This window comes from Actinotalea ferrariae CF5-4 (genome assembly GCF_000603945.1).
Lineage (GTDB): Bacteria > Actinomycetota > Actinomycetes > Actinomycetales > Cellulomonadaceae > Actinotalea > Actinotalea ferrariae.
In genome coordinates, this window is record NZ_AXCW01000228.1 from 1 (window position 1) to 6,058 (window position 6,058).

The window sequence follows — 6,058 nt, forward strand, 5'->3', positions numbered from 1 at the left end:
CGAGCGCCCGCACGAGGCGGAGGTCCTCGGGCGCCACCAGCACGCCGACGGCCCCTGGCCCGGCGCGGCCCTCGTGCAGCGCGAGGCCGGGGACGCGTGCGAGATGGACACCACGCAGCGCGCGGCGGGGGTGGTGCCCGTGCTGTGGACGCCGTCGGAGGCGTCGTGGCGCCAGGGAGACCGCGAGTCGCTGTGCCTGGCCCGGCTTCCCGGCGGCGGGCTCGTCGGGTCCTGGACGGACGGCGACGTGCGGCTGCCCTGACGCCCGTCCGGACACCCATCCCGGACACCATCCCGGACACCCAGCCCTGATGCCCAGGCCTGACGCCCTCCCGGAGGACCCTCGACGTCCCGGGACGTCAGTCGTCCAGGTCGACGACGAGCCGCAACGCGGTCTCCAGGCCCGCGGCCATGTCCACCGCGTCCCGGTCGTGGAGCCACTGGACCTGGAGGCCGTCCCAGCACGCGACGAGGAGCACCGCGGCGTCCGCCGGCTCCACGCCGGGGCGCAGCCGCCCGTCGTCGGCGGCCTCCCGGAGCGCGGTGGTGAGCTCCTGCCGCAGCCGGGCGTACCGGCGGACGAAGAAGTCGTGCGCCGGGTGGTCCGGCCCGCCGGCCTCCGCGGACAGGACCGCGTGGAGCTCGACGAGGCCGGGGGTCGTGGCGTTCGACCGCGCGATCTGCAGGAGCGCCCTCAGGTGCGCCACGCCGTGCGCCCCGACGATCCCGGCCCGCGCGCCGTCGGCCGCGTCGCGCTCCTCCAGGACGGCGAGCAGGAGCGCCTCCTTGCTCGGGAAGTGGTGCAGCAGGCCGGGGTGGGACAGCCCGCACCGGGCGGCGAGCTCGCGCAGGGAGGCCCCGCGGTAGCCGACCTCGCCGAACAGCCGCAGCGCCTCCTCGAGCACGACCTGCCGCGTCGCCCGTCCCCGGGCGTAGCCACCCTCGCGCTCCATCCTCAATGCCTACCACTCGGTCGGGATCAGGTCTAGCCTGAGTCCGACGCCGACGCCGACGCCGACCCCGCACCGGCGGACCCGATGCCTCCAGGGAGCTCCCATGACCACCGACAGCCCCGCCCCCGGCCCCACGCGCCTGGACGTCCCCGCGCTGCTCGCGGCGATGACGCTGGAGGAGAAGGCGTCCCTCCTGGACGGCTCCGACGCCTGGCGCACCGAGCCGATCGCCCGGCCGGACGGGTCGCTCACGGTGCCGGCCGTCATGGTCGCCGACGGTCCGCACGGCCTGCGCAAGGAGCCGGACGACAGCGAGAGCATGGGCCTCGGCGACGCGGTCCCGGCGACGTGCTTCCCGCCTGCGGCCGGACTGGCCTCGACGTGGGACCCGGAGCTGGTGGAGCAGGTCGGGGCCGCGATGGCCGACGAGTGCCGCGCCGAGGGCGTGTCGGTCCTCCTCGGCCCCGGCGTCAACATGAAGCGCAGCCCGCTGTGCGGCCGCAACTTCGAGTACCTCTCCGAGGACCCCTTCCTCGCCGGCACGCTCGCGGCCGCGCTGGTCCGCGGGGTGCAGGGGCGCGGCGTCGGCACGTCCCTCAAGCACTTCGCGGCGAACAACCAGGAGACGGAGCGGATGACCGTGTCCGCGGACGTCGACGAGCGCACCCTCCGCGAGATCTACCTGCCCGCCTTCGAGCGCGTCGTCCGCCAGGAGCAGCCCTGGACCGTGATGTGCGCCTACAACAAGATCAACGGCGTCTACGCGTCGCAGCACCCGTGGCTCCTCACCGAGGTGCTGCGCGACCAGTGGGGCTTCGAGGGCCTCGTGGTGTCCGACTGGGGCGCCGTCGACGACCGGCCCGCGGGGGTCGCCGCCGGGCTCGACCTGGAGATGCCGTCCTCCGGCGGCAACGGCACCCGCAAGGTGGTCGACGCGGTCCGCGCGGGCACCCTCGCCGAGGCGGACGTCGACCGCGCCGCCGCGCGCGTCTTGCGGCTTGTGGACCGCGCGCAGCCCGCGCTCGCCGAGCGCACACCTGCGGACCTCGACGCCCACCACGAGCTCGCCCGCCACGCCGCGACCGCGAGCGCGGTGCTGCTCAAGAACGAGGACGGCATCCTCCCGCTCGACGCCGACCGCGGGGGACGGGTCGCCGTCGTCGGCGAGCTCGCCCGGACGCCCCGGTACCAGGGCTCGGGCAGCTCCCAGGTGAACCCGACGCGGCTCGAGGACGCGCTCGGCGCGCTGCGCGAGCGGCTGGCGCGCGAGGTCGCCTTCGCCCCCGGGTACGCCCTCGAGGCCGGGGCCGACGACGAGACCGTGGCCGCACTGCGCGACGAGGCGGTCGAGGTGGCGCGCGACGCCGCCGTCGTCCTCGTGTTCCTCGGGCTGCCCCCCTCGTACGAGGCGGAGGGGTACGACCGCGAGCACCTGGAGCTGCCGCCGCAGCAGGTCAGCGTGCTGGAGGCGGTCGCCCAGGTGAACCGGGAGGTCGTCGTCGTGCTGTCGAACGGGGCCGCGGTCACCGTGCACCCCTGGCAGCGGCACGCCCGGGCCGTGCTCGAGGGCTGGCTGCTCGGCCAGGCCGGCGGCAGCGCCGTCGCGGACCTGCTCACCGGCCGGGCCGCGCCGTCGGGCCGGCTCGCCGAGACGATCCCGCTGCGCGCGGCGGACACCCCGACCGTCGGCGCCTTCCCCGGCGAGCGGGGGCACGTCCGCTACGGCGAGGGCCTGCTCATCGGGTACCGCTGGTACGACGCGCACGAGCTGCCCGTCGCCTACCCCTTCGGCCACGGCCTCACCTACACCCGCTTCGTCTGGTCCGACGTCGAGGCGACCGTCGGCCGGGACACCCCCGCGGCACCGGACGCCACGACCCACACCGCCGACGACGACGCCCGGGTCGCGGTCGAGGTCGCCGTCACCGTGACCAACGCCGGGGCGCGCGCCGGACGGGAGACCGTGCAGGTCTACGTCCACGACCCGCGGTCGGCCGTGCACCGGCCCGAGCAGGAGCTGCGCGGCTTCGTCGGCGTGGAGCTCGAGGCGGGCGAGAGCCGCCGCGTCACGGTGCCTCTCGACGCGCGCGCCTTCGCGTACTGGGACGTGACCCTGCAGCGGTGGGTCGTCGAGGGCGGCGCGTTCGAGATCCGGGTCGGGGCGTCCTCGCGCGACCAGCGCGGCCGCGCCGTCGTCGAGCTCGCCGGCGACGACCTCACGGCGCCGCTGTCCGCCGAGCAGCCCACGTCCGCGTGGCTCGAGCACCCGGTCGCCGGACCGGTGCTGCGCGAGCGGCTCGCCGGCTCGGTCATGCTGCGGATGTTCGAGGACCCGCAGCACGGCCCGATGCTCCGGGCGATCCCGCTGCGCCGGCTCAGCCGCTTCCCGGACGTCCCGCTGCGCGAGGAGCAGCTCGAGGACCTCGTCGCGGAGGTCAGGGCGTAGCGACGGCGGGGCGGGGCGGCGCCCGACCTCGCGCCCGACGTCGCGCCCGCCCCCCGAGCCGGTCAGCGGCTCTCGACCCGGTCCGCCTCCCAGCGCTCGTCCGAGGCCTCCGGCGCGGGCAGGGGCAGGTGCGGGATCGAGGCGGTGATGAGCGTGCCGTCCGCGCGCAGGCTCCCGCGGACCGCCGAGGCGTCCGGGGCCCCGGGGGTGCGCGGGCCCTGGCCGGCCAGGGGGACGACGACGGGGTCGTCCCCCACGCCCACCCGCGCCCCGCGGACCACGACGTCGAGCGGCTCCCCGGTCTCCAGGGCCAGCTCCATCCGGTCCTGCCGCACCATGACGCGTAGCCGTGACCCCCGCACCGTCACCCGGAACGTCAGCCCCGTCCACCCCGCCGGCAGCCGGGGGTCGAACGTGAGCACCTCGCCGTGGTGGCGCATCCCGCCGAAGCCGTTCACGAGCGCCGCCCACGTGCCCGCCGCCGAGGCGACGTGCACGCCGTCGGACGCGTTGTGGTGCAGGTCGGCCAGGTCGACGAACAGCGCGTCCTGGAAGTAGCGCAGGGCGAGCTCGTGGTACCCGACCTCCGCCGCCACGATCGACTGGACGACCGCGGACAGGCTCGAGTCGCCCGTGGTGATGGGGTCGTAGTACTCGAAGTCCGCCGTCTTCTCGGCGAGGGTGAAGTGCTCGCCCTGCAGGAACAGCGCCAGGACGACGTCGGCCTGCTTGAGCACCTGGAAGCGGTAGATGACCAGCGGGTGGTAGTGCAGGAGGAGCGGCCGCTTGTCCGCCGGGGTGTTGGCCAGGTCCCACACCTCCCGCTCGTGGAACTGGGAGTCCTGCGGGTGGATGCCCAGGTGGGCGTCGAAGGGGATCGCCATGGCGTCCGCGGCGCGGACCCACTCGTCCACCTCGTGGGCGCCCAGCCCGAGGCGCGCCACCATGCGCTCGTGGTCCTGCGGCGCCGTCGTCGCGAGCGACCGGACGGCCTCCGCCGCGCGACGGAGGTTGAACCGCGCCATGACGTTGGTGAAGAGGTTGTCGTTGACGACGGTCGTGTACTCGTCGGGGCCGGTGACGCCGTAGATGTGGAAGGAGTCCCGGCCGTTGCCGCGCCAGAACCCGAGGTCCACCCACATGCGCGCCGTCTCGACGAGCACGTCGACGCCCTCCCGCGCGAGGAACTCCTCGTCCCCGGTGACCTGCACGTACTTGCTCAGGGCGTAGGCCACGTCCGCGTCGATGTGGTACTGCGCGGTCCCGGCCGCGTAGTACGCGGAGGCCTCCTCACCGTTGATCGTGCGCCAGGGGAAGAGCGCGCCGTCCTCGTTGAGCTGCCGTGCCCGCCGTCGCGCCGCCGGCAGCATCGTCGAGCGGAAGCGCACCGCGTTCCGGGCGGCGACCGGCGAGGTGTAGACGAGGTACGGGACGACGTAGACCTCGGTGTCCCAGAAGTAGTGGCCGCTGTAGCCGGAGCCGGTGAGGCCCTTGGCGGCGATCCCGTTGCCCTCCGCCCGCGCCGACGCCTGGGCGATCTGGAAGAGGTTCCAGCGGATCGCCTGCTGGAGCTCCGGCTGGCCCTCCACGACCACGTCCGAGCGCTCCCAGTACTCGTCGAGCCACACGCGCTGGTCGAGGAACTGCGGCTCGACGCCCTCCTCGCGCACCCGGTCCAGCGTGCGCCGGCAGCGGTTGACCAGCTCCTTCGCGGGCACGCTGCGCGACGTGTGGTAGCTCACCGCCTTGGTGATGAGGACCGGGACGCCCGGCTGCGCGCTGACCCGGTACACGTGCTTGGCGTAGTCCTGCTCGACCTGCGTGAGCAGCTCGACGCGGTTCTCCGTCTCGACCTGGTGGTCGGTCGCGACGCCGAGCGTCATGCCCGAGTTCGTGCAGCGGTACGCCAGGACGGTGCGGCAGTCGTCGCCCCAGTGCATCTCCGGCTCCAGCACGCGGTGGTCGAACTGCGTGGCCCGCCGGGGGTCGGCGCTGTCCGCGGAGCCCGCCTGCGTGCGGTACTCGTCCAGTCCGTCCTGCCGGTTGATGAGCTGGGAGGACACGACGACGGGGACCTCGCGGTCCAGCACCGTCACCTCGAACGTCATGAGGGCCAGGTGCCGCTGCCGGAAGGACACCATCCGGCGGGACCGCACCCGGACGCGGTTGCCCGACGGCGTGCGCCACACGATGTCCCGGTAGAGGACGCCGTCGCGCAGGTCCAGGGTGCGGTCGTAGGTGACGAGGTCGGCGACGGACAGCAGCAGCGGCTCGTCGTCGACGTACAGGCGCAGCACCTTGGGGTCCGGGATGTTGACGACCGTCTGGCCCACCTCGGCGAAGCCGAACGCCTCCTCCGCGTGCCGGATCGGCCACGTCTCGTGGAAGCCGTTGACGTACGTGCCGTGGGTGTGGAAGTCGCGGCCCTCCTCGAGGTTCCCGCGCATCCCGATGTAGCCGTTGCCGACCGCGAAGAGCGTCTCGGTGGTGCCGTGGTCCTCGGGGTCGAAGAACGACTCGGTGAGCTGCCAGGGGTGCGTCGGGAAGCGGGTCCGGTCCAGGTAGGCGACCGGGTCGCGGTGCACGGGCTCCGGGCGACGGTGCGCGCCACGGCCGGCGGCGTGGCCCGCGGTGCCGCCCGGGACGGCCGCGCCCGGGG

3 protein-coding genes and 1 pseudogene are annotated in these 6,058 nt (G+C 74.6%); 2 read left to right on the forward strand and 2 right to left on the reverse strand.

Features of this window, described 5'->3' with window-relative positions; all coding sequences use genetic code 11:
• A pseudogene (locus N866_RS21480) lies at positions 1–262 on the forward strand (hypothetical protein); the annotation flags it as partial.
• Positions 263–359: 97 nt separating this feature from the next.
• On the opposite strand, the gene N866_RS15035 reads toward N866_RS21480, so the two are convergent.
• Positions 360–953 (reverse strand): TetR/AcrR family transcriptional regulator, encoded by a 594-nt coding sequence (locus tag N866_RS15035; RefSeq protein ID WP_034227869.1) that lies wholly within the window; start codon positions 951–953, stop codon positions 360–362.
• Positions 954–1,056: 103 nt separating this feature from the next.
• Here N866_RS15035 and N866_RS15040 point away from each other — a divergent pair, with 103 nt between their 5' ends.
• Positions 1,057–3,399, forward strand: coding sequence for a glycoside hydrolase family 3 C-terminal domain-containing protein (locus N866_RS15040; protein WP_034227871.1), 2,343 nt, complete (start codon positions 1,057–1,059; stop codon positions 3,397–3,399).
• A 62-nt stretch (positions 3,400–3,461) separates the two neighbouring features.
• On the opposite strand, the gene N866_RS15045 is transcribed toward N866_RS15040, so the two are convergent.
• Positions 3,462–5,984, reverse strand: a complete 2,523-nt coding sequence (locus N866_RS15045) for a glycoside hydrolase family 65 protein (RefSeq protein ID WP_342668437.1) — start codon at positions 5,982–5,984, stop codon at positions 3,462–3,464.
• Between the last annotated feature and the right edge of the window lie 74 nt (positions 5,985–6,058).